The sequence below is a fragment of the Streptomyces sp. NPDC017056 genome, from assembly GCF_044332485.1.
GTDB lineage: Bacteria > Actinomycetota > Actinomycetes > Streptomycetales > Streptomycetaceae > Streptomyces.
Genome location: NZ_JBIRPD010000017.1, coordinates 56,463 through 73,896, shown reverse-complemented (window position 1 = coordinate 73,896; position 17,434 = coordinate 56,463). Strand labels below are relative to the sequence as shown.

Genomic DNA, 17,434 nt, shown 5'->3' with positions numbered 1-17,434 from the left:
CGTGAGCAGCAGCGGCCTCATCTACGCAGTCATCGTCGGGGCCTGGGCCGCCTACTTGGTGCCGATGTGGCTCCGCAGGCAGGACGAGCTCAATGAAGCCCGGCCGACGGAGCGCTTCAGTACCGCCATCCGGCTCCTTTCCGGGCGGGCGGCCATGGAGCGCCGTTACGCCAAGGGGCAGGAGGGGCAGGGCGGCCGCTCCACCGACGATGCGAGCGATGCGCGTGAGCCGGACGCCGCGGCCGGTGCGGCCGACGTCCGGTCCTTCGACGCGCCCGCGGACGAGGCGCCGCCCGCCGACCGGCGCCAGCCTGCCGCCGACCATGGGGCCGCACCCCGCCGTACGGCCAAGAAGCCCGGGTCCGCCCGGCCCTCCGCCGCCGACCGCATGAAGCGGGCCAAGGTGCTGGCGCGCCGCCGGCGCACCATCACGGTCCTCTTCCTCGCCTTCACCGTCGGCACGATCGTCGCCGCCGTCGGCGGCCTCGCCTTCCTCTGGGCGCCGGCCATCCCCGGCGTACTCCTCAGCGCGTACATCGTCTACCTCCGCGCCCAGGAACGCCGCCGCTTCACCTTCACCATGGACCAGCGCCAGGCCGAAGCGGCGGCCCAGCGGCTAAGGGAGGGCAGGCCACGCCCTCCGCAGGCGTCCCAGCAGCCCCCCGCCGACGAGCCCGCCGCTGAGGACGCCGCCGTACCGCCCCCAGCGCCCGCGCACCCCGCCCCGCGCCCCGAACCGGCCTCCACCGCCGGCCGCCGCGCCCTGGTGGAGGAGACCGACCACGCCGAGTGGGTCGACCAGCAGCGCGCCCGCGAACGCACCGAGCCCGGCGGCTGGGACCCGGTCCCCGTCCCGCTCCCGACGTACGTGACGGCCCCGGTCGCCCCCCGCGCCACCAGCCACGTCGACCTGGACGCCGACGACGCCTGGAGCTCCGCCCGCTCCGGCCCCGCAGGCGAGACCCCCCAGCCCACCCCGTCCGCCGACCCGACCCGCCGCCCCACGACGGGCCGCCGCGGCCGCGGCCGCACCCCCCTGTTCGACCAGTACGCGGACGACGACCGCCCCCGCGCGGCGAACGAGTGAAGCCCCTCGGCTGACCAGCACCGGAAGCGATTTCCGAGCACCCCGCCATGGATGCTAGAGTTTCACTCGTCGCAAGGGCCTGTGGCGCAGCTGGTAGCGCACCTCGTTCGCAACGAGGGGGTCAGGGGTTCGAATCCCCTCAGGTCCACCGACGTCAGAGCCCCTGCCGGAGAGATCCGGTGGGGGCTCTTTCGTGTCGTACAGCAGCGAAGTACAGCAACTACAGCGGCTTTACCTAACTGCCGAGATGCTTACCCAGCTTCCGCAGCGCCTTCCGCGTTGACTCCGACGGCACATGCGTGTAGATCTCCATCGTCACAGCGATCTTGCTATGCCGCAGAATCTGCATCGCGATACGCGGGTGCACGTCCAGCGCCGCAAGCAGCGACCCGCAAGTGTGGCGCGTGTCATGCAGCCGGATCTTCCGGACACCAGCTTTGGCCGACCGGGCGGCGAACTCCCGGTTGAAGTTCCGCGGCTCGATCGATGTGCCGTAGCGCGTGGTGAACACGAAGCCCGATTCGGACCACAGCTCACCAGCCGCCTGCTTCGCTGCCTCTTGCACCTTCCGGCGAAGCTGAAGGGCCGTCACGCAGATCTCCGGCAGTGGTAGGACCGCCGTCGAAGCCCTGGTCTTGGTCTCCTCATGAAGCAACTGACGGGCGACCCGCTGCAACTGCCGTTCCACCGTGATCTCCCCGGCGTCAAGATTCACGCTGTCCCAGGTAAGCCCCAGAACCTCACCACGGCGGAAGCCCAGCACCAGGACGAGCACGTAGGCCGGGTAGAGCGGATCACCGACCACGCGAGCAGCTTCGAGGAACGTGCGCGCTTCCTCCACCGTCCAAGGCTTCGGCTTTAGCGTCTGTACCGATCGCACCTTGACCAGACTGGCCACGTTCTTTGAGATCAGCTCTTCCCGCATGGCGTTGGTCAGGGCCGACCGGAGGACAGTTCGAGCGTCCTGGACAGTGCGCCGGGAAACAGTCTGCTTGCAACACTGACCGATCGCACAGCACCTCTGCCGACGGGCCGGGTTCTTGTCCTCCTTGGGACGCGCGGCGTCCTTGCCTTGCGCGCAGCACTGGCATTGAGTCTGAAGCTTGTTGATCCAGGCCCGCACGTCTTGCACAGAGAGCTTGTCGAGTCGCTTCGCCCCGATCCCCGGCACGATGTAGAGGCGGACATGCATCGCGTACGTCTCGGCCGCCTTGGGCTTGAGATCGGGTTGCACGACCTCCTTCATCCAGTACGCGAGGTACTGCGCCACCGTTGGGGAGGTGGTTGCCACTGGCCCCTTCTTTGCCTCAGCATGCAACTTGATCCACTTGTCGTGCACCTCTTCGCGGGTCTTGCCGTAGACGTACTTGCGCTTCTTCTTGCCATCCGGCGTGGTCACCCAGACGTATGCGGCGAAGCCGTTTTTGTACGGGTAGATGGACCCCTCACCGTTACCGCGCTTACCGCTCATGGGGACCACTCCTCGGCCGCCGTAGCGCAGCGGTTGACGTACTCGTCCACCCAGGCGGGGAGAATGCGCCGACTACGCCCGATCCTCACCGAACGGATCTCACCGGTGAGTACGAGCATCTTGGTCTTCGACAGTCCGAAACCGAGCATTTCGGCGACTTCAGCGGTGGTGTGCCACTTCCTCTCGATGACGGTAGTCACGTGCTGTCTCCTCCTAGTGCATGCAACTCCAGCATTGCTTCACGGGCGATTTCACGATTGATCCGTAAGTCTTCGGCGATCGTGGCGGCGAACACGAATTCGCCGAGGCTGTGACCGACGCCGGCGTACCGCCAGTGAGCGAAAACAAGGGTGGTATCCGAGTCGGGCTCAGGCAGACCGAGTGCGGCGCGTTGTTCAGCGGCCCGGTAGTCGGCACGGGTCTGACGGAGCGCACCGAGGGTGGTTGAGTAGTGACGGGACTTAGTGGAGAAGTGACCACGAAAGCCGAGCATGTGTGCCCAGGCGCGTAAACGCCGGTCGGGGTAGGCCGCGTCAAGGTCCCAGCATGTGCGGATGAGCCGGCGGGCGTGGTCGGTCAGTTCCGGATGCCGGTCTAGTTCCGCGAGTTCTTCCATGGTGCGATCCAGACCGCCGCCGGTCTCGGCCGCTTTGGTCGCGTACTTGGCGACGTAGGAAGCAACGGCCTGTTCGGTGACCGCGGTACCGTCGCCAAAGGCCCGGACAGGCCGGATATCAAGTTGGGTGCCCCAGCGCAGGGTTCGGCCGCGGGGGTATCCCGCTTCCTCATTCGGCGGAACCGTGATCGTGGTGTAGGAATGAGCCGCAGCAGCCCGAATAGCGTCGGTCAGCAGCGCGGTCGTAGCCCAAGCCGGGGGCGGGGTGTCGGGTCCGTCCGGTCCGTCGAGGCGGATGACCGCATGAAAGTGGACGGCACCGCGCTTCTGGAATTCGGCAACCTTGCCGTAGGAGAGGCGTAGTTCCTGGCTCAGTTCGCGCTGAGTCAGGCCGGCGCGGGCAGCGAGTTCGCGGCGAAGGCGGTTGGTGAAGCGCTGCCACAGTTCCCCGGCGTGATTGTTGAACAGGACGGCCGCGGCGTAGTCGTAGGTGCGTGGATCGAGCGGGGTACCGAGTATTGGATCGTTCTCGCTATGCCGGACGCCGCAACGGCATTGTCCGTTGTGTCCCCGCTTTAGCTGACCATCATTTTCAATACGGTTGTGGACCGGGCCGAAGCTGGGTGCGGTGAAGGTGGCGAAGACGCGGGGATGGTCGCGGACCTCGGTGGGGATGTTGCGGGTTTCGTCGCCGGCGAGTCCGGCGCGGATCAGGTGGTAGGTGTCGCCGGCGTAGATCCAGGCACAGGCGGGGCAACGGGAAGCACGGCGGTTGCCGCAGGCGATCCGCAACCGACCACCGGGTTCGTCGCGGGTGCTGTAGCGGTGCAGGGTCCTGCCCGTGGTCGTGTCCCGGGTAAAAGTCCAGCCGGTGAGATGGACCGGACGGGCGCAGCCACCGGTTTTGCGGATCTGTTCTTGCCAGCGGTCGAAATCCGGTGCGGTGGCGACTCTCAGCACGTCCAGCAGGGTGGCCGGGGGCAGATCCGCGGCAGGTGCGGTCGCGGTCATGCCTGGTCCCCCTCGCGGTTGCCGTTGCGCGGCCGGCCGGTGTCGGGCTGACAGGCGCCGGGGTGGGCGTCGATCCAGTCTTCGGCGCAGACCTTGTGGACGGGTTTGCCGCGGTCGGAGCGCAGCGGGGTGGGCTTACCGCAGCACACGCACGGCTGGTCGCCGGTGGGGTCGAAATGGTCCTTGTCCCGCCAGTTCAAGAGGGCCACAGCGATCACCGCCCGGTGCGTGCAAGGGACCGAGCAGGCCGTACTGCCCGACCGGTGCCCTTACAGGTAGGACAGGTGACGTACGCGGTTTTGCGGGTGCCATCGTGGTGCCGGTCGCCGGTATCGATGGCGACGACCGGAAAGCCGCCGCAGTACCAGCAACGGCGCGTCCGGACAGGGGTGGACTGGAGCATGATGGGGGTATCCCTTTCGGGTCCGTTGGGCCTGAGAGAGGGGAAGGCACCCGGAGCGGCGGATACTTGGCAGTGGAGGCCGCTCCGGGGGCCGTTCAGCGTCAGCGGTTGCGGCGCGTGGAATAGGCGGGCGGGATGTCGTCGTATGCTCGACGGCCCGCCTGGAAGGACGCCCGTTCATCGTCGGTCATGTCATCACCCAGTCCGACTTCACGGGCGATGCGGTTCATGGCGCGGCGATCATGGTGGCGGCGGGCGATGGCGTATTCGCGCCCGAGTTCGGCCAGCTTCGGGTCAATCTCCGGGGTGTCGTCATCCTCGTTCTTGCGGCTGAAGAAACCCATGGCGATCACCGGCCCGCGTCTCGTCGGGCCATGCGCACCAGAATCACGACGGCCGGAGCGCAGACGGCCGCGGCAAAGCCGACCAGGGCGACCGCGAGGAACATCGAGACCAGAACGCCGCCGACAACCAGCACCACGGCCGTGCCGCCCACGACCATGCCGGGTCGGGTGCGCAGGGTGCTGGCCAGGCTCGTACGGGGCGAGCGCTGGACGACCGGGGTGGGGTGGGCCGCGGTTTCCACGGCCGGGCGGTCCGGGGAGTGGGCGGTCAAGACGGTGGTATCGGAGGGTGGGTAAGTGGGTTTGAACATGGTGGTGGGCCTTTCGGTCAGGGTTTGCCGAGAACGGCAGAGATGGGGCCGCCGAGGAAGCTGCCGGCGAGCAGCACCCCGCCGGCGAGCAGGACGACGACCAGCCACATAGGCGGCCGGGCGTACTTGATGCCGAGAGCGCCGATGGCGGCGAGGAACAGCCACAGCGGAACGTCCATCACGGGCTCCTTCGGGATCAGCGGGGGTTGCAGCGGTGGGCGTCGGCGGCGAGTTCGGCCGCGGCGCGGGTGGTGTGATCACCACTGGACCAGTTGCAGCCGGGGGCCGTGCACACCGCCACGTGCGCTTCGGTGCCGTTGCGGGTGCGGTGAGTGGCGACCTCAACCTGTCCGGTGCGGGTGCGGTTCCAAAAGCGGTAGCGGGGCATGGTCGGGTCCTTTCGAATTGTTGGAGCGAAAACGAGAGTCATTTCACGGGTTTGTCGTCCCAAGTCATGCCGCCGATTTCACGAAGCCGATCGGACTCCGGACAGTCGCACGGCCCATAAACGCCCCCTTTCAGGGTGTCGTCACCGCAGCAATCACCTGCGAGAAGGGCTTGACGCGCTTCATCAGGAGTCGGCTGGGTCATCGTCGTGTCCTTTCAGGTCAGTTGTGCGGCGATGGCGTCCGCCATCGGGGCGGGGACACCCAGACGGGTGCGTAGGGTGTCGGCGTCGATGGGCTGGCCGGTCGTGGCCCGGTGGGTTTCAGCGAGCTTGCGAGCGTGCGCAACCAGCGGCGCCGGTACGGGGGTTGGGGATTGAGCACTCGGTTCGGAGGCCGGAAGGGCGGTCGGTGCCGGAGGCTCTTCAGCCGGCGGGAGCGGGGCCACGGGCATGTCGTCGGTGGACACCTGTGGTTCGGCCATCGGCTCGGGTGCGGTCGGTGCGAGCGGTTGTGGGGCGCGGGCGCGCAGTGCGGGGGCGTGAGCTAGGAGGGTGCCGCCGAGGAAGGCCAGGGCCGGCCAGCCGGCGACGAACATGCGTAGCCAGGCCGGAGGATGGTGCAGGTCCAGGAAGCCGGCGGTGGCGACGTTGGCCCCCAGGGAGACCACCAGGGCAATCAGGAACCAGGCCCAGGCCAGGCCGTTGCCCGTGCCGGCGCGCAGCCGACGCCAGGCCACCACCAGCAACAGGTCGACGCTGATGGGGTAGGCCCAGGCTTTCCAGCCGTTCTGGCCGGCCGCCGCGGCGATGTCGTGCAGATGGGCGAAGGACAAGGCGCCGGCGATAACGGCCTGAACAAGCACGGCATCACAATGCGGCAAGCTCTTGCGGGACATGGTGGCCTCCTTCCTGGATGGAAGGCAGTGCCGGGCGTATTCCGTCGTCCGGCACTGCGAACGTCAGGAATGATTGGGGTCTTTGCCGATGCCGAAGCACTTCAGGCAGATACCGGTCTGTTCGCCGACCGGGCGCCGTTTACGGCCGACTCGGACCGTGCGGGAGACTTCTTTCGTTCCTTTGCACACGGGGCACAGGGGACCGTCCGGAATGGCTGCCTTGAGAGTCGCCATCGGATTACCGCGTGTCACTGTGCGGGTAGCCGTGGCCGGCGGGCGGGTAGTCGCCCCTGATGTCAGCGAAGGCTTCGGCGTTAAAGGCCGTCCGTAACACCTCGGTGAATTCCCTGTCCGAGCCCGGTGCCCCGTCATACTGAATGGCGGACTCTATCAGGAAGTTGGTGCACTCCTGATCCTTGCAGCGGTCGCACATACCTTTCTCCTCTGTCTTGTCCTTACGGCTGGTTAGGTGTCGCGACGGGGATAGCTGTGGCCAGGAGGCGGGTAGGTTCCCTCTTCCTCCCGACGCCCTTGTTCCAGCAGGGAATTCACGACGAGACTCGCGAATTCCACGTCCGCCCCTTCCGACTCGCCGTAGTTCACCGCATCGTTGATGATGCGCGAACTCCGGTCGTAATCATCGTGCCGGTGAAACATACTTATCCCCTTTCGATATCCGTCGTGGGTCTGAAAGTTCCCCGTCACCGCCCGACCGGAGCCGGGCGGATCAGGCAGCCTTCAGAATTCCGGCTTTAGATGTCCCATCCTTCGGCGCGCAACTTCTCATCGTCCCGACGGCCCAGCTCTTTCAGTACTTCCTTCGTGGCTTCGCCGAAGCGGTCGGCCTGTTCATCCAATCCCCAAGCCCGCGCCCTACCTTCACACCGGATGTTGTCAACGCCGGTGTCCCACAACTGTTGGTCGGTGAGCTGGCTGTAATCGCGTTTGCGCGGCATGTGATCCTCCTTGTGTTGTCGTTTTCAGACGGGTCGGAGTTCAGCGGCCCGGAACGAGGGATAACCGGTGAGCGCGTCCATGAAGGAACTGTTGATTCCCTCAAGAGCAATCCACTCGACAGAGTTGGGATTCGGGTCCACAATGAGCCCGATCTTTCCGACCGCACCGGGGTAGTCGTCGCTGGAGATGACGGTGACAGCCTGTCCCTGTTCGAAGCGAGTCATTACGATGTCCTTTCTGCTGAGGTCCAGTTCTGCACTGGTTCTCGTCACCGCCGGTACGAGACCGGCGGATCAGGCAACCGGTCAGTTGACCTTTCGCAGTTCGGCCGTGCGGCACAGAACGGGGCCGACGAAGACATCAATGCCGCCGACCGTCCAACGGCCTTCCGTGAGCAGACCGGGCGGTACTTCGTCTTCAATCCGGCCGGTCAGGCCGACGGCACGGGGGTCATCGGAACACGAGACGATTTCTACTTTGTCGCCTGCTCGGAAACTCATTTCCGACTCCTTTCGGTTCGGGTATTATCGTTTTCGGCATGGGAGGGGTAGAGCGCGATACGGGGTCGAGGCGAGAGGGAATATCAGTTCATCGACGGAAGCGTACGTTCGCTCATGACCGTCGGGGCGATCTCGGGATGCGTGAACCGAATCGGCCGGCCCAATTCCTGGGCGTAGGCAATCTCCCGGCGAGTGCTATCACCGATGTAGTCGCCGACAACGAGCACTTCGGATGCCAACCGGATTTTGGCTCGGTGCAATTCGTCCAGGTCCGTTTTCACCGCAGCGGCATCCGCGTAGCCTTGGCCGGGCCGCTTCATATCCACATCCGGGCGGACCACAATTCGGCCGCGCAAAGTCTCGGCCCATGCCGCCGCGGCCATCTCTTCCCAGAAACGGGTACTACCGCAGATGACGACGATCGTCGGGATACCGAGTTGCCGCTTCACGTCAGCCAGACGTTGCAGGTAGCTCATGCCGCACCGTTCCCCTGCGAAGCGCCCGCAACGTCGGCGGGGGTGAACACCGGTACCTGCGCCAACTCCGGGCGGTAGAGCGCCAAGGCCGGAATATCCGGGGTCAGATGGGCGCACTCGATGCAGGTGGCGACAGTCTCTGAAAGAGCGGTGAGCGGAGCACGAACCGTGGCCCAACCCCCACTGAGATCGCCGACGATGGCGGTACCGCGAGCGTCCACGGCAATCCGGGTTGCCGCAATGACCGCACCCGGGCTGATGTCTTCCAACGCCATCTTCGCCGTCGAGGTGTCGTTGACCCGATGCACGATGCGGCCGGTCAACTGCGCCCGCAGGGCGGTTGCGCCCCTGCCCAGGTCCGAACCGAAACGCTGGCCACAGACCTCCAGGTAGATGCCGGCGGCGCGGCCCAACTGGCCCAGGCGGATCAGTTGGGTAACCATGTGGTCCCGACGCTTTTCGTCCGCCGCACTGGAGACGAGAAAGAGTTCAGCGACTTCATCCACGAGCAGCACGATCGGAACGGGGCGAATATCGTCGGGCAATCCCCAGATATCCGAGGCGATCTGTTCGGGTGCGGTGCCGGGCGGGAGGTGCTGGGAGGCACAGATCAGCTCGAAACGGTCGGTCATCACGTCCACGAGGGCATCGAGGACTTCGGCCGCTTCCTGCGGGGTACAGGCCAGGGCCGACAACCGGCGGGCGAAGGGGGACAGTTCCACGCCCCATTTGCAGTCGATGCCGACCAGGGCGACCCGTTGCGGCGCCAGACCTTTGATCAGGCCACGGAGGTAGACGGACTTACCGGAGTCAGTTGCGCCGATGACCAGTTCGTGGGGCACGGCGCGGAAGTCACGGAAGTGCGGCCGGCCATCCGAGCGCAGCACCACCGGTACGCACAGAAACATCGATGGCCCGGTGTCGGGCATGGTCACCCGACGCAACACGTCGTAGGCGATCAGGCGGATTTGCAGCCAGCCCGGTTTCAGCGCCGCCACATGCACGCCGTGCGCGCGCCAGGAGTGCCGCAACCGTTCGGAAACCACAAGGAAGTCATGGACTTCCTGGCCGGGTTGCATCTTCAACCGGAGCACCACCCCGGTGCGGGTGACCTTGACGCCACGCAGGCGGGGAACCATAGGGGAAGGCTGCCGGTCAGTGGCCCGCGCGATCATGATGCGGAACCGCGAGGGTCGTTCGACCAGACCACACGCCTCCATCACCGACCGGAACGTGATCCGGATGCGAATCAGGGAGATGGCCGCGCCGAGGGTGAACCAGTACCAGTCCGGGCGGTGCCGGCGCAGCAACCACACCCCAAGGGCCAGCAGCACGAGCCCGACCCATAAGAGGATCTGTGCGGCGGACACGGCAATCAGCCCTTGCCGCTGGAGGCCACGGTGTTCAGAGCGGTGATCGCGACAGCGCGGTAGCTGATGCCGTGCCGCTTCTGGCCGTTGAACTCGTTCTCCCACGGCCGCGCGACCAGACCCGTCACGCCCACCTGAGTGCCCATCACCAGATCACCGGTGAAGGCCGGCTCCGGAGCCGAGACCTGGACAACCTCGGCGTTGCCCTCCATGACGAACAGCAGATCAACGGACATCATCGTGGCACCGGTTTCCCGGTCCACCACCAGCTCACCGGTCTGCCGATTCGCGATCTTCTTCTGTGGAGGCTGGGCAACCATCACAGTCGCCGACTGTGTGTCTACGGGGATCTGACGCATGGTAGGGCTCGCTCTCAAGAGGGTAGGGAACGGCCGACCAAGCGGATGCGTCGGCCTGGACTTTGTGGGTTTGCCCACAAACCCACAACCCCAAGCTAGCGCGTCGTGAGTCACACCACAAGAGGTTTGCCCACAAACCTGCGAAGATGGAGCCATGGAACCTCAGCCGACCGCCGTACCAGCACCGATCCACCTCAAGATCGCCGACGACATTCGGATGAAGATCGAGAAAGGGGAGCTGTCCCCGGGCGACTCCCTACCGACGCTCGCCAAGATCTGTGAACAGTGGAAGTGCTCTACCAACTCTGCGCGTAGCGCGGTGACGTTGCTGAAGTCCCAAGGCTTGATCAGCGTAGGGCGGGGCAAAGCGCCCATTGTGCGCATCCCGCCAGGCAAGGTGGTGCGGTCTTCCGAAAGGCATCAGGCGGAAAAGTCACTTGCCCAGCGCCCACTAGAAGAGCGTGCAGCAGTCGGCGAAGCTGAAACTAACCTTGGAATCTCTATCCAAGACCAGCAATTCAGCTCCATGTACACAACAGTTGCAGCCGATTCCGAGCTGGCGGAACTATTCGGAATAAGTCAAGGTGAGCCGCTGTTGCGTCGCCAGTACAAAGCAACTGACGCCAGAACTGGAAATCTAACATCGTTCAGCGTATCCCACATTCCTGTGGCCTTGATCGAAGCGAACCCGGCACTTCTTGATGAGAATAATGAGCCTTGGCCAGGGGGTACGCAACATCAACTATCAACCGTAGGTATCGAAGTTATGTGCATGGTTGACAAGGTGACGGGTCGAATGCCCACTACCGTAGAAAGGCAACAGTGGGGCATCCCTGAAGGGGTACCTTTGTTGTTCTGTCGTCGCATCTCACTTGATGCCGAAAATCGAGCGGTTGAAGTTTCTGACGCTGATTACCCAGCGGACCGCACCGAACTGAGGTTTGTGACGCCCCTCAAGCGTTGGCGCAAGAAGCCCTCCGCCAAGTAGGCAATCGAAAGGGAGACGGATGACTACGCCGCTTAGCAAGACAGACCAACTCTTCCTGCAACGCTCCATTGAAGTCTCGCGCCGCGCGCTATGCGACGAAGGAAAAACCCCTTTCGGGGCAATCGTGGTGATTGATGGAGAAATAGTGGGGGAGGGGACTAGTAGTGTAGTGGGTTTGAATGACCCAACGGCACATGCTGAAGTGATGGCGCTACGCGACACCGGTGCAAAACTGGGACGCCATCTATTTGAAAATGGCGTCATGTATTCCAGTAGTGAACCCTGCCCGATGTGCCTAGTCGCTTGCTACTGGGCACGGCTACCCCGACTCGTTTATGGCGCAACAAGCCAGGACGTTGCGAATGCAGGATTTGAAGATCTGCAACTCTACCGAGAACTCAAACTCGAAAGAGGAGAACGAAACCTCCGCGAGGCGCCAGCAGATCAAACACTGCGAAAGCAAGCAGTAGACATTCTGCTGGAGTGGACTAAGGGCTTGCCGGAACCAGTCGTGCCCAAGCTGTAACGCCGAACGCGCATGCCACCCACGCCGCTCCATCCCCTGCGGTAGAACCTTCCCTACTCAATCAAGGCTCGCTTCGCTCGCAGGTCCTCACCGCCCCGAAGCACCGCCACCCCCACGCTGATCGAACTGCCGCCCCCGGAAGCGGGCCGGCCAACCGCGTACCGCCACCATGATCCGACCTAGAAGGGGAAGAACGGCAACTCCCCGCCCTTTCACCGTGCGGGCATCCACCCGGCTCCTTACCGATTGCCCCGTGGTCTGGTTCTCTTCCCTGGCTCTTGGCCCCACAGGGCCGCCGGCGGTCGGCCGGCGGCCCGCTCCCTCCTTGTCTTCGCCACCGGGCGCGCGCCGCCGGCCGACCGCCGCACTGTTTATGGCCCGGACACGACATCGGGTCTCGGACGGGCACAGGTGAAGCCCTACAGTGCAGGTCAGAGACGCTTTGTGCTTACAAGCAAGGCCGGATCATGGTGGCGGTACGCGGTTGGCCGGCCCGCTTCCGGGGTCGTTGCCCAGTGGCTGGGGCGGGCGGCGCTCCGAGACTTTAAGGAACCAGCCTTGGGGCGAGCCTCGAAGATCGGGGGGCCACATCGGGCTTTTGCGGGCAGGTGAGGAGCCTGCCCGATTCCGCGGAGCAGCGTACGGCCCCCCGATCACTCACCCCAAGGCCGCTTCCTCAAACTCTCTCCGCACCACCCGCGCGACCACCCGTCTGCCGCCTGCGGTACAGCACCGAAGTACAGCAACCGTAACGCCCCACGGTGACCCTCGTTGACCCACACAAGCGGGATGACCGGGCGGGATGACCTCAGCAACCTCTCTGCCGTTAGTTCGCAACGAGGGGGTCAGGGGTTCGAATCCCCTCAGGTCCACCGCAGCGACTGTTCCCGAGTCAGCTCGGGAGTAGTTCACGAGATCCCGTCCGATCCACCGATCGGGCGGGATCTCGTCGTTTCCGAGTCCGTTCGAGGGCGGGACCGGCCGTGAGCGTGTCGCCTTGGCCCGCGCCCGCCTGCTGGCGATCACTTGCGCACGCGGGAACGGTACTCGCCCGGGGGCATGCCTCGGGCACGTCGGAAGGCACGGCTGAAAGCGTGCGGCGAGGCGTAGCCGACCGCGCCGGAGATCGACTCGACCGGCTCGTCGGTGTCGCGGAGCCGGACGGACGCCAGGTCCATGCGCCACTGCGTCACGTACGCGCCCGGCGTCTGTCCGAGCGCGGACCGGAAGTGCCTGGACAGCGTCGTTCGGGAGACCGCCGTCGCGGCCGCCAGGGACTCGGTGGTCCAGGGGTGTTCCGGTCGGGCGTGGACACATGCCAGGGCGTCGCGCACGACAGGATCACGCATCGCGCCCAGCCATGAGCCGGACTGCTCCTCCGGGTGGCGGGCCAGCCAGACGCGGACGAACTGGATGAGCAGAAGGTCGACGATGCTGTTGACGGCGGCGGTGGTGCCGATCTGCGGCTGTGCGAGCTCCGCCGTGAGAAGCTCGACGGTGTTTCTGAGCTGTGCGTTCTCCCGGCTTGAGACGTGCATCGGCCGGACGAGGGAGGCGAACACCGGCGTGCTCACCTCCGGGTCCTGCTCATAGCGCAGGACGAGCACTTCCGTCTGCGTCGGCGTCGAGCCCAGGTGCAGGGGGCTGCCGTCGGCGAGGGCCTGGTCCGTCGCCTTCCGGTCGCAGGGACTCATCGTCGTACTGGACCCGCCGGCTATCCCGTGGGCGGTGCCAGGCGGCAGCAGGACGGCGTCTCCTGCCTGCGCCTCCAGGGGTTTCTCGCCCGGGACGTGAAGCCACACCGTGCCACGGGACACCACGTGCAGTGCCGCTCCCGGAGAGGACTCCAGCCACAGGCCCCAAGTTCCCCCGGCCTTCAGTACGACCCCGAGTGCCCCTCGCGCACCCGATACACGCAAGACCTCCGCAAGTACGTCCATGGGTTCCTTCTCGTCGGCGGGCGTCAGACCACGTCGAGAACGATCTTTCCGTGCACCTTCCGCGCGAACAGCGCCCGGACGGCGTCGCCCACGTCCTGCCAGTTGCCTCGCAGTCCGACCGGTGCCGAGAGCCTCCCGGCGGCCATGAGGCCCAGCAGGTCCGTCAGCTCCCCGCTGGTCGGCGTCATGTCCCCGTAGGTGGCGATGGTGCGGGGTTCGCCGAAGCCGAACAAGGTCCCTGACGGGAACGTGGTGTCCTGCCCCGAGGAGTATCCGACCAGGTGAATGGTGCCGCCCTCGGCGAGGGCGCGCCACGCCTGGACCGTCAGCGGCCCACCGACCGTGTCCAGGACGAGGTCGAACCGGGCATCGGTCTCGGCCAGGTCGGTCAGGGCCTGGTCGGCCCCGAGTTCCCGCAGTCCGGCGGCCCGGTCCGGCGAACCCACGAGTGCCGTCACCCGGGCGCCCGCCAGCGCCGCCAACTGGACGGCGAAATGCCCCACGCCCCCGCTGGCGCCGGTGATCAGGACGTCGCGCGCCAGCAGGGAACGCTTGCGCAGCACCCGCAGCGCGGTGACTCCGGCGATCCCCAGCGCGGCACCGTCGGCCAGCTCCACGCCCTCGGGGACGGTGCCGAGCGAGGCGGGGCTGACCGCCACCCGCTCCGCCCACGCGTGGGCGGACATCCCCAGCGCGACGCGCGTCCCTTCGGGCGGCCCCGAACCGTCGGACGCGGCGCGCACCACGACGCCGGCCGCGTCGTGACCGTGTACGGCGCCGGCCGGCCACTGGTCCACGTAATTCAGCTCTCCGAAGTTGAGACCGATGTGCCGTATCTCGACCAACGCCTCGTCGCTGGACGGCACGGGCTCATCGACATCGGCGAACCGTACGGGTCCGGCCTCGCCGTGATCGACCACAAGGGCGCGCATGAGGGTGCTTCCTTCTCTCGTGGATGCGCCTGAACACTCGGCGCGGCAACGGACGGAGTGCGCGAGTGCCGCACTACCGTCTCCTCGAAAAAACCCTACGCAGGGCCGGCACAGCGACCAGCCCCGTGAGAGCCGATCAGTTGACGATCTGTATCAGCGCGGCTCACGCACGGCGGTGAGCCCTGCACGCGTCCGGTGGATGACGTTGTGACGGGCGAAGACACCCCGGCGGCTTCCGCGAGGGGAACGGTCAAGGGGAACGGTCAATACGGGCGCGGGATCCCGTACGACCCATTGACCGGGCGGGATCTCTGCTTTCCCGGATGGCGTCCCCCGTAGGCTCGTCGCATGCCGACCGAGGACATACCGCAGACTGCCGCCAAGCACTGGCAGGACTGCACGGACGTGTACGACTTCCTGGAGCAGATCCGCCTCCGGCCGGGTATGTGGCTCCCCGGCGGGTCGCTTCACCATTTGCAGGCCATACTCGTCGGCTACCAGGTGGCCCTCAGTGTGCACTCCGTCCAGGAGCCGTGCGACTTCTGGGACGGAGGAGCGTTCAGCCAGTGGCTCGGCGAGCGCTTCGACGGCAACAGCCCGTGCGGCTGGGCGCACGACATCGAACGCAACACTCCGGAGGGCTCCACTCCGGTCGAGGAGTTCTTCCGGCTCCTGGACGCGTATCGCGGTGAGACGGCACCGAGTTCGGAGCCGGCCGTCCGGACGGGCCGGCCCGGCATCGAGTACATGATCAACGCGTTCGTCACCCTCTTCTGGCGCAAGCGCCTCTTCACGGAGGCGACGCTGCGTCTCGAAGAACGAGGCTTCCGTGTGATCCACCTGAAGGCCGGCGAGTGGAGCACGGACCGGGACATGCACCGGGCCGTCGCCGAGGCCCTGGACTTTCCCGGCTACTACGGGCACAACCTGGACGCCTTCAACGACTGCCTCGGCGACGTGGCCTGCTACGGCGGCTACGACGAGGATGACGACGCTCCCGAAGGCGCCGGACTGGTACTCGCCTTCACCGACTACGACCGGTTCGCCGCAAGCTGCCCCAGGGCGGCGCAGATTGTCCTGGACATCATCGCCGGCCAGGCACGCCGAGCCTCCGTACTCGGCCGCCGCCTGATCTGCCTGGTCCAGAGCAACGACCCGCAGATCCAGTTCGAGCCCGTCGGGGCCAAGTCCGTCCTCTGGAACACCGACGAAGCATTCGACGACCGCCGCGGATGAGCAGGCGACGCCCTACCGGCCGAAGATCGAATCAGAGTTATCCACAGGGGAGTTGCATGTCGGTCCCGGGCTCTAGAGTTGATCGGTATGAGGTCGGTGGGCTTCGTCTGGGGTACCTGACCGGGTATCCGATGGCGGTGGCAACGGGAGGGCACATGGCCAAGGAACGGGCGTTCGGGCCGCATCAGCTGGCCGAGTGGCTGGGGATCGAGCCGCGGCATGTACGGCGTGCCGAGACGCGGGGGCTGATTCCGCCCCCGGACGTGGGGGACGAGCGGTGGTCGGAGGGGGTGGCCAAGACGCTGCCCGACCGGGTCGAGGAGATCCTGTCGGTGGTGGGCGACGAGAACTATGTGCTGGGGCAGGACGTCGGGAAGGCGGGGCGTCGCAAGCCGCCGGTCAAGGGGGAGACGTTCGGGCCGCATCAGCTGGCGGGTGAGCTGGGACTCCAGCGGTGGCAGGTCGGCCGGGCCGGGCAGCAGGGGATGATCCCGCCGCCGGATGTGGACGACAAGCGCTGGTCCAGGGAGGTCGTGGAGGAGCTGCGCGGCCGGGTGGAGGGGATACGGGAAGCGCTCGGCGAGCATCCCGGGCTGGGGTCGATCGACGCGGCGAAGCATCTGGCCGGGCGTACGGGGCTCGAAGTCGAACGGGAGGACGTGCGGGTCCTGGCCGAGCAGGGGCTTCTCCGGCCGGTGGGCGAGTTCCGCGGATATCCGATGTTCGGGCTGGAGAGCCTGGACGCTCTCACCGAGGCGCAGGTCGCCGCCGTGGTGGGGGAGCGGCAGCGGTGGACCGAGCAGAGCGTGACGGCCAAGGAGGCCGCGGCGTTGCTGGGGTGGCCGGCCGGGAGGTTCGAGGTCACGGCCGAGCGGAACGGGCTGGTGCCGGGGCGCCTGGGGCGGTACGACCGGGCGGAGGTGGAGGAGCTTCCGGCGCGGGATGGCGGGGGGAGCTAGCAGGTCTACTACACCTGGTAGGCCCAGCAGGTCCAGTAACCCCCGTAGGTCCAGTAGGCCCAGTAGGTCTAGTCGCCTTGGTAGGTGGCGGCTCGGTGGGTGATGCGGATGCCACGGCGGGCGAGATAGGTGAGGGGGTTGATGTCGGAGCCGTACCGGCGGGACGTGCGGACCTCGAAGTGGAGGTGGGGGCCGGTGGTGCGGCCGGTGGCGCCGCTGTAGCCGACACGGGTGCCTGCCCGGACGCGCTGGCCGACGTAGGCGGTGATGCGGGAGAGGTGGCCGAAGAGGGTGTAGTAGCCGTCGGTCATGCGAATGGTGACGGCGAGCCCGTAGTCGCCCGAGCGCTTGGCCAGGACAACGGTGCCGACACCGACGGAGGAGACCGGGGTGCCGGTACGGACCGCGAAGTCCACGCCGGTGTGGTGGCCGGCGGCCCAGTGGCCCTTTACGCCGTAGGGCGAGCTGACGCGGGCATTGGCTGCGATCGGACGGGTCCAGGGGCCGGCTGCCGCGGCCGGGTTCGCCTCGGCCACGGTCAGACTGAGAACGGTGCCGATGGCTGCCGGAACCATGCCGTGCAGCAGGAGTCGTCTGCGAAGCCAGTTCATAGTTGTGAGGACACGCCCTGAGCCGGGCGGGCGCATCCGGGGAGGCGTGGTGG

At 66.4% G+C, this 17,434-nt stretch carries 24 protein-coding genes and 1 tRNA gene; 6 read left to right on the top strand and 19 right to left on the bottom strand.

Features of this window, described 5'->3' with window-relative positions:
- Position 1: 1 nt before the first annotated feature.
- Positions 2-1,087: a gephyrin-like molybdotransferase receptor GlpR gene (glpR, locus tag ACH4OW_RS28345; RefSeq protein WP_360129378.1), complete on the top strand. Its 1,086-nt coding sequence runs from the start codon at positions 2-4 to the stop codon at positions 1,085-1,087.
- Positions 1,088-1,162: 75 nt separating this feature from the next.
- Positions 1,163-1,235, top strand: a tRNA-Ala gene (locus ACH4OW_RS28340).
- A gap of 87 nt (positions 1,236-1,322) precedes the next feature.
- Here ACH4OW_RS28340 and xerC read toward each other — a convergent pair.
- The 16 genes from xerC to ACH4OW_RS28260 all read right to left on the bottom strand — a co-directional run bounded on the left by xerC (position 1,323) and on the right by ACH4OW_RS28260 (position 10,189).
- On the bottom strand, positions 1,323-2,558 hold the full coding sequence (gene xerC, locus ACH4OW_RS28335; RefSeq protein WP_398030561.1) for a tyrosine recombinase XerC: 1,236 nt from the start codon (positions 2,556-2,558) through the stop codon (positions 1,323-1,325).
- Complete coding sequence (locus ACH4OW_RS28330; protein ID WP_398030560.1) at positions 2,555-2,758, bottom strand: excisionase family DNA-binding protein; 204 nt, start codon at positions 2,756-2,758, stop codon at positions 2,555-2,557. The genes xerC and ACH4OW_RS28330 overlap by 4 nt, the downstream gene beginning before the upstream one ends.
- The gene (gene repSA / locus ACH4OW_RS28325) at positions 2,755-4,185 is read right to left on the bottom strand and encodes a replication initiator protein RepSA (protein WP_398030559.1); all 1,431 of its coding nucleotides are present in this window, start codon (positions 4,183-4,185) and stop codon (positions 2,755-2,757) included. The genes ACH4OW_RS28330 and repSA overlap by 4 nt, the downstream gene beginning before the upstream one ends.
- Complete coding sequence (locus tag ACH4OW_RS28320; RefSeq protein WP_398030558.1) at positions 4,182-4,403, bottom strand: hypothetical protein; 222 nt, start codon at positions 4,401-4,403, stop codon at positions 4,182-4,184. Before ACH4OW_RS28320 ends, repSA begins: the two co-directional genes overlap by 4 nt.
- 286 nt (positions 4,404-4,689) lie before the next feature.
- Positions 4,690-4,932 carry a hypothetical protein gene (locus tag ACH4OW_RS28315; protein WP_398030631.1) on the bottom strand — a complete coding sequence of 81 codons (243 nt, stop codon included), beginning with the start codon at positions 4,930-4,932 and terminating at the stop codon, positions 4,690-4,692.
- Between the two features lie 5 nt (positions 4,933-4,937).
- Entirely contained in the window at positions 4,938-5,204 is a 267-nt protein-coding gene (locus tag ACH4OW_RS28310) for a SpdD-like protein (RefSeq protein ID WP_398030557.1), read from the bottom strand.
- Between the two features lie 56 nt (positions 5,205-5,260).
- Positions 5,261-5,422 (bottom strand): hypothetical protein, encoded by a 162-nt coding sequence (locus ACH4OW_RS28305; protein WP_199818335.1) that lies wholly within the window; start codon positions 5,420-5,422, stop codon positions 5,261-5,263.
- A 17-nt stretch (positions 5,423-5,439) separates the two neighbouring features.
- Positions 5,440-5,631 carry a mobile element transfer protein gene (locus ACH4OW_RS28300; protein WP_398030556.1) on the bottom strand — a complete coding sequence of 64 codons (192 nt, stop codon included), beginning with the start codon at positions 5,629-5,631 and terminating at the stop codon, positions 5,440-5,442.
- Between the two features lie 38 nt (positions 5,632-5,669).
- On the bottom strand, positions 5,670-5,834 hold the full coding sequence (locus ACH4OW_RS28295; protein ID WP_398030555.1) for a hypothetical protein: 165 nt from the start codon (positions 5,832-5,834) through the stop codon (positions 5,670-5,672).
- Positions 5,835-5,846: 12 nt separating this feature from the next.
- On the bottom strand, positions 5,847-6,527 hold the full coding sequence (locus ACH4OW_RS28290; RefSeq protein ID WP_398030554.1) for a DUF2637 domain-containing protein: 681 nt from the start codon (positions 6,525-6,527) through the stop codon (positions 5,847-5,849).
- 752 nt (positions 6,528-7,279) lie between these two features.
- Entirely contained in the window at positions 7,280-7,483 is a 204-nt protein-coding gene (locus ACH4OW_RS28285; RefSeq protein ID WP_398030553.1) for a hypothetical protein, read from the bottom strand.
- Between the two features lie 24 nt (positions 7,484-7,507).
- The gene (locus tag ACH4OW_RS28280) at positions 7,508-7,708 is read right to left on the bottom strand and encodes a hypothetical protein (protein WP_398030552.1); all 201 of its coding nucleotides are present in this window, start codon (positions 7,706-7,708) and stop codon (positions 7,508-7,510) included.
- An 81-nt stretch (positions 7,709-7,789) separates the two neighbouring features.
- A complete protein-coding gene (locus ACH4OW_RS28275) occupies positions 7,790-7,984 on the bottom strand; it encodes a hypothetical protein (protein ID WP_398030551.1) in 195 nt (64 codons plus the stop codon).
- A gap of 83 nt (positions 7,985-8,067) precedes the next feature.
- Positions 8,068-8,460: a hypothetical protein gene (locus tag ACH4OW_RS28270; protein WP_398030550.1), complete on the bottom strand. Its 393-nt coding sequence runs from the start codon at positions 8,458-8,460 to the stop codon at positions 8,068-8,070.
- Entirely contained in the window at positions 8,457-9,830 is a 1,374-nt protein-coding gene (locus ACH4OW_RS28265) for an FtsK/SpoIIIE domain-containing protein (protein WP_398030549.1), read from the bottom strand. The genes ACH4OW_RS28270 and ACH4OW_RS28265 overlap by 4 nt, the downstream gene beginning before the upstream one ends.
- Positions 9,831-9,835: 5 nt before the next feature.
- The gene (locus ACH4OW_RS28260; RefSeq protein ID WP_398030548.1) at positions 9,836-10,189 is read right to left on the bottom strand and encodes a hypothetical protein; all 354 of its coding nucleotides are present in this window, start codon (positions 10,187-10,189) and stop codon (positions 9,836-9,838) included.
- A 154-nt stretch (positions 10,190-10,343) separates the two neighbouring features.
- On the opposite strand from ACH4OW_RS28260, the gene ACH4OW_RS28255 reads away from it, so the two are divergent.
- Together ACH4OW_RS28255 and ACH4OW_RS28250 are read left to right on the top strand one after the other, a co-directional pair.
- Positions 10,344-11,177, top strand: coding sequence for a GntR family transcriptional regulator (locus tag ACH4OW_RS28255; protein ID WP_398030547.1), 834 nt, complete (start codon positions 10,344-10,346; stop codon positions 11,175-11,177).
- A gap of 19 nt (positions 11,178-11,196) precedes the next feature.
- Positions 11,197-11,703, top strand: a complete 507-nt coding sequence (locus ACH4OW_RS28250; RefSeq protein ID WP_398030546.1) for a nucleoside deaminase — start codon at positions 11,197-11,199, stop codon at positions 11,701-11,703.
- A 1,022-nt stretch (positions 11,704-12,725) separates the two neighbouring features.
- Here ACH4OW_RS28250 and ACH4OW_RS28245 read toward each other — a convergent pair.
- Complete coding sequence (locus ACH4OW_RS28245; RefSeq protein ID WP_398030545.1) at positions 12,726-13,643, bottom strand: cupin domain-containing protein; 918 nt, start codon at positions 13,641-13,643, stop codon at positions 12,726-12,728.
- A gap of 23 nt (positions 13,644-13,666) precedes the next feature.
- Entirely contained in the window at positions 13,667-14,575 is a 909-nt protein-coding gene (locus ACH4OW_RS28240; protein ID WP_398030544.1) for a zinc-binding dehydrogenase, read from the bottom strand.
- A 348-nt stretch (positions 14,576-14,923) separates the two neighbouring features.
- Between ACH4OW_RS28240 and ACH4OW_RS28235 the strand changes: the two genes are divergently transcribed.
- Together ACH4OW_RS28235 and ACH4OW_RS28230 are read left to right on the top strand one after the other, a co-directional pair.
- A complete protein-coding gene (locus ACH4OW_RS28235; protein WP_360129369.1) occupies positions 14,924-15,811 on the top strand; it encodes a barstar family protein in 888 nt (295 codons plus the stop codon).
- Positions 15,812-15,966: 155 nt separating this feature from the next.
- Positions 15,967-16,770: a hypothetical protein gene (locus ACH4OW_RS28230; RefSeq protein ID WP_398030543.1), complete on the top strand. Its 804-nt coding sequence runs from the start codon at positions 15,967-15,969 to the stop codon at positions 16,768-16,770.
- Positions 16,771-16,838: 68 nt separating this feature from the next.
- Here ACH4OW_RS28230 and ACH4OW_RS28225 read toward each other — a convergent pair whose 3' ends face one another.
- Positions 16,839-17,381, bottom strand: coding sequence for a M23 family metallopeptidase (locus tag ACH4OW_RS28225; RefSeq protein WP_398030542.1), 543 nt, complete (start codon positions 17,379-17,381; stop codon positions 16,839-16,841).
- Between the last annotated feature and the right edge of the window lie 53 nt (positions 17,382-17,434).

Coding starts and splice junctions, on each gene's coding strand:
- xerC (WP_398030561.1), bottom strand. CDS start 2,558: ATGAGCGGTAAGCGCGGTAACGGTGAGGGGTCCATCTACCCGTACAAA.
- repSA (WP_398030559.1), bottom strand. CDS start 4,185: ATGACCGCGACCGCACCTGCCGCGGATCTGCCCCCGGCCACCCTGCTG.
- ACH4OW_RS28315 (WP_398030631.1), bottom strand. CDS start 4,932: ATGGGTTTCTTCAGCCGCAAGAACGAGGATGACGACACCCCGGAGATT.
- ACH4OW_RS28305 (WP_199818335.1), bottom strand. CDS start 5,422: ATGGACGTTCCGCTGTGGCTGTTCCTCGCCGCCATCGGCGCTCTCGGC.
- ACH4OW_RS28300 (WP_398030556.1), bottom strand. CDS start 5,631: ATGCCCCGCTACCGCTTTTGGAACCGCACCCGCACCGGACAGGTTGAG.
- ACH4OW_RS28295 (WP_398030555.1), bottom strand. CDS start 5,834: ATGACCCAGCCGACTCCTGATGAAGCGCGTCAAGCCCTTCTCGCAGGT.
- ACH4OW_RS28290 (WP_398030554.1), bottom strand. CDS start 6,527: ATGTCCCGCAAGAGCTTGCCGCATTGTGATGCCGTGCTTGTTCAGGCC.
- ACH4OW_RS28285 (WP_398030553.1), bottom strand. CDS start 7,483: ATGCCGCGCAAACGCGATTACAGCCAGCTCACCGACCAACAGTTGTGG.
- ACH4OW_RS28280 (WP_398030552.1), bottom strand. CDS start 7,708: ATGACTCGCTTCGAACAGGGACAGGCTGTCACCGTCATCTCCAGCGAC.
- ACH4OW_RS28275 (WP_398030551.1), bottom strand. CDS start 7,984: ATGAGTTTCCGAGCAGGCGACAAAGTAGAAATCGTCTCGTGTTCCGAT.
- ACH4OW_RS28270 (WP_398030550.1), bottom strand. CDS start 8,460: ATGAGCTACCTGCAACGTCTGGCTGACGTGAAGCGGCAACTCGGTATC.
- ACH4OW_RS28260 (WP_398030548.1), bottom strand. CDS start 10,189: ATGCGTCAGATCCCCGTAGACACACAGTCGGCGACTGTGATGGTTGCC.
- ACH4OW_RS28255 (WP_398030547.1), top strand. CDS start 10,344: ATGGAACCTCAGCCGACCGCCGTACCAGCACCGATCCACCTCAAGATC.
- ACH4OW_RS28250 (WP_398030546.1), top strand. CDS start 11,197: ATGACTACGCCGCTTAGCAAGACAGACCAACTCTTCCTGCAACGCTCC.
- ACH4OW_RS28245 (WP_398030545.1), bottom strand. CDS start 13,643: ATGGACGTACTTGCGGAGGTCTTGCGTGTATCGGGTGCGCGAGGGGCA.
- ACH4OW_RS28240 (WP_398030544.1), bottom strand. CDS start 14,575: ATGCGCGCCCTTGTGGTCGATCACGGCGAGGCCGGACCCGTACGGTTC.
- ACH4OW_RS28235 (WP_360129369.1), top strand. CDS start 14,924: ATGCCGACCGAGGACATACCGCAGACTGCCGCCAAGCACTGGCAGGAC.
- ACH4OW_RS28230 (WP_398030543.1), top strand. CDS start 15,967: ATGGCCAAGGAACGGGCGTTCGGGCCGCATCAGCTGGCCGAGTGGCTG.
- ACH4OW_RS28225 (WP_398030542.1), bottom strand. CDS start 17,381: ATGAACTGGCTTCGCAGACGACTCCTGCTGCACGGCATGGTTCCGGCA.